General features: G+C 61.7%; 2 protein-coding genes and 1 riboswitch. Of the genes, one reads left to right on the top strand and one right to left on the bottom strand.

All coding sequences use genetic code 11. From position 1 onward, the window contains the following. Nucleotides 1–96 precede the first annotated feature (96 nt). Complete coding sequence (thiC, locus tag ACK1VC_RS01110) at nt 97–1977, bottom strand: phosphomethylpyrimidine synthase ThiC (RefSeq protein WP_016489471.1); 1881 nt, start codon at nt 1975–1977, stop codon at nt 97–99. A gap of 154 nt (nt 1978–2131) precedes the next feature. Continuing rightward, nucleotides 2132–2238, bottom strand: a riboswitch (TPP riboswitch). 160 nt (nt 2239–2398) lie between these two features. Between thiC and ACK1VC_RS01105 the strand changes: the two genes are divergently transcribed. Beyond that, complete coding sequence (locus ACK1VC_RS01105; RefSeq protein WP_016489472.1) at nt 2399–3832, top strand: TolC family outer membrane protein; 1434 nt, start codon at nt 2399–2401, stop codon at nt 3830–3832. The last annotated feature ends 23 nt before the right edge of the window (nt 3833–3855 follow it).

Raw genomic sequence — 3855 nt, 5'->3', positions numbered from 1 at the left:
GGGCTTGCCCCGCGAAGGCGTCTGGCCTGCCGAACGCGTTGGCGCAGCTGACGCATTCGCGGGGCAAGCCCGCTCCCACAAAGGGAAATGACGTTCTTACACTTTGTGGTACAGCTGGCTGCCTTCCTGGCGGAAACGCTCGGCCTGCTCGCGCATACCTTGCTCGACCGTTACATCCACGGCCTCGATCTTGGCGGCGTATTCACGCACTTCCTGGGTAATTTTCATCGAGCAGAACTTTGGCCCGCACATCGAGCAAAAGTGCGCCACCTTGGCCGATTCCTTCGGCAGGGTCTCGTCGTGGAAGGCACGGGCAGTGTCCGGGTCCAGACCCAGGTTGAACTGGTCCTCCCAACGGAACTCGAAACGCGCCTTGGACAGGGCGTTGTCGCGAATCTGCGCCCCGGGGTGGCCCTTGGCAAGGTCGGCGGCGTGCGCGGCGATCTTGTAGGTGATGATGCCGGTCTTGACGTCATCCTTGTTCGGCAGGCCCAGGTGTTCCTTGGGCGTGACGTAGCAGAGCATGGCGCAACCGAACCAGCCGATCATCGCCGCACCGATGCCCGAGGTGATGTGGTCGTAGCCCGGTGCAATGTCGGTGGTCAGTGGGCCGAGGGTGTAGAACGGCGCCTCGTCGCAGCACTCCAGCTGCTTGTCCATGTTCTCCTTGATCAGCTGCATCGGTACGTGGCCAGGGCCTTCGATCATGCACTGCACGTCGTGCTTCCAGGCGATTTTGGTCAGCTCGCCGAGGGTTTCCAGTTCACCGAACTGCGCGGCGTCGTTGGCGTCGGCGATCGAGCCAGGGCGCAGGCCATCACCCAGCGAGAAGCTGACGTCGTAGGCCTTCATGATTTCGCAGATTTCGTCGAAGTGCGTGTAGAGGAAGTTTTCCTTGTGGTGCGCCAGGCACCACTTGGCCATGATCGAGCCACCGCGGCTGACGATACCGGTGACGCGCTTGGCGGTCAGCGGCACATAGCGCAGCAGCACACCCGCGTGGATGGTGAAGTAGTCCACGCCCTGCTCGGCCTGCTCGATCAGGGTGTCGCGGAACAGTTCCCAAGTCAGGTCCTCGGCCACGCCATTGACCTTCTCCAGGGCTTGGTAGATCGGCACGGTACCGATTGGCACCGGCGAGTTGCGAATGATCCACTCACGGGTTTCGTGAATGTGCTTGCCGGTGGACAGGTCCATGACCGTGTCCGAACCCCAGCGAATGCCCCAGGTCAGCTTGGCCACTTCTTCCTCGATCGAGGACCCGAGGGCACTGTTGCCGATGTTGCCGTTGATCTTCACCAGGAAGTTGCGGCCGATGATCATCGGCTCCACCTCCGGGTGGTTGATGTTGGCCGGGATGATCGCGCGCCCGCGGGCGATTTCCTGGCGGACGAATTCGGGGGTGATTTCTTTCGGGATGTTGGCACCGAAGCTGTGGCCGGCGTGCTGCTCGTTCAGCAGGCCAGCGGCGCGGGCTTCTTGCAGCTTCATGTTTTCGCGGATGGCTACATATTCCATCTCGGCGGTGATGATGCCCTGGCGGGCATAGTGCATCTGCGAGACGTTGGCGCCGGCCTTGGCACGGCGCGGGTTGCGCACGTGGGCGAAACGCAGCTTGGCCAGTTCGGCGTCGTTCAGGCGCTGCTGGCCAAAGTCGGAGCTGAGCCCGCCCAGGCGCTCGGTGTCGCCGCGGGCCTCGATCCACGCCGAACGCACGTCGGCCAGGCCCTTGCGCACGTCGATGATGACGTTGGGGTCGGTGTACGGGCCCGACGTGTCGTAGACCAGTACCGGCGCGTTGGTCTCGCCACCGAAATCGGTCGGGGTATCGTCCAGGCTGATTTCACGCATGGGCACGCGAATGTCCGGCCGCGAGCCTTCGACATAGATTTTGCGCGAGCGCGGGAACGGTTGCACGGACTGCTGATCGACTTGTGCCGATTCGCTGAGGTTGATCGCTTTTTCTTGTTTGGTCATCACAGGCTCTCCAGACGGCTTCCTAGCAGTGGAATGTCGGGGAGAACCTGAAAAACGCGGACGCACCCATGAAGGCGTGCAGTGCCGGATAGGGGGTGCCTGAAGCTGCATGCAGCTGCGACATTCCCGGACCTGGCACAAGAGGCTCCCCGGGAAGGCGAGCAATCTTGTTCCCTACGCAGGCGCTAACCTGATCAGGTTCAACGGGATCCGCACCTCTGCGATCTCAGCCTTTGCTTCAAGGCACCCCGACAAGAACATGCGCAGTCTAGACTGGAGTGGTCGGCAAAGCCAAGCGGGTAAATGCGCGGATGATGAAAGGCACACCGAGCGATTGTTGCCGGGTGCGCATGGCACTACACTGGCCCATCGCTCGATACTCAACAGTTCAGTAATTAAATTTCGTACAAGGATTGCCTCTATGCTGCGCAAACTCTCACTGGCGATAGCCGTGTCTTGTGCGTCCAACGGAATGGTCTGGGCAGCGGATATGCTCCCGACAGTTAAAACCGACCTGGTCAGCGTTTATCAGGAAGCGGTAGACAACAACGCCGACCTGGCAGCAGCACGCGCCGATTATGGCGCCCGCCGCGAAGTAGTACCGCAGGCCCGCGCCGGGTTGCTGCCGAACCTGTCGGCCGATGCCGAAATGATGAACACCCGCACCAAGCTGGACGAGCCCTCCATCACCTCCAACCGCAGCGGCAATTCATGGAGCGCAACCCTGGCCCAGCCAATCTTCCGCGCTGATCGCTGGTTCCAGCTGCAGGCCGCCGAAGCGGTCAACGAACAGGCAGCGCTGGAGCTGTCGGCCACTGAACAGAACCTGATCCTGCAAACCGCGCAAAACTACTTCGCCGTGCTGCGCGCGCAGGACAACCTGGCCGCGACCAAGGCTGAGGAAGCCGCGTTCAAGCGCCAGCTGGACCAGTCCAACGAACGCTTCGATGTGGGCCTGTCGGACAAGACCGACGTGCTGCAATCCCAGGCCAGCTACGACACGGCGCGGGCCAACCGGATCATCGCCGAGCGCCAGGTGCAGGATGCCTTTGAAGCGCTGGTCACTCTGACCAACCGTGAATACACCTCGATTCAAGGCGTGGTGCATACCCTGCCCGTGCAGGTCCCCACGCCAAACGACGCCAAGGCTTGGGTCGAAACCGCCGGCCGCCAGAACCTCAACCTGCTGGCCACCAACTATGCGGTTTCTGCTGCTGAAGAGACCCTGCGCCAGCGCAAGGCCGGCCATGCGCCGACCCTGGATGCCGTGGCCAAGTACCAGAAAGGTGACAACGACAGCCTCGGCTTTACCAACCCTTCGCAACTGGGCGTGCGCTACAGCGGCGATGTCGAACAGACCAGCGTTGGCCTGCAACTGAACATCCCGATCTACAGCGGAGGCCTGACCAGCTCGCAGGTACGCGAGGCATACCAACGCCTGAGCCAGAGCGAACAGCAGCGTGAAAGCCTGCGCCGCCAGGTGGTAGAAAACACCCGCAACCTGCACCGCGCGGTGAACACCGATGTAGAACAGGTACAGGCGCGCAAGCAGTCGATCATCTCCAACCAGAGCGCGCTGGAAGCCACTGAAATCGGCTACCAGGTAGGTACCCGCAACATCGTCGATGTGCTCGATGCCCAACGCCAGCTGTACACCTCGGTGAGGGATTACAACAACAGCCGCTATGACTACATCCTCGACAACCTGAGCCTGAAGCAGGCGGCCGGCACCCTGAGCCCGCAAGACCTGCAAGACCTCAAGCGCTACCTGAAACCGGACTACAACCCGGACAAGGACTTCCTGCCGCCAGACCTGGCTGCGGCAGCGGCCAAGAACTTTGAGCGTCGCCCTTGAAATAGGGGCGTATTTCTCACAGA

The organism is Pseudomonas sp. XP2 (assembly GCF_053557975.1).
Note: the sequence above shows the minus strand (reverse complement) of the source record. Positions and strands in the feature narration are given on the sequence as shown.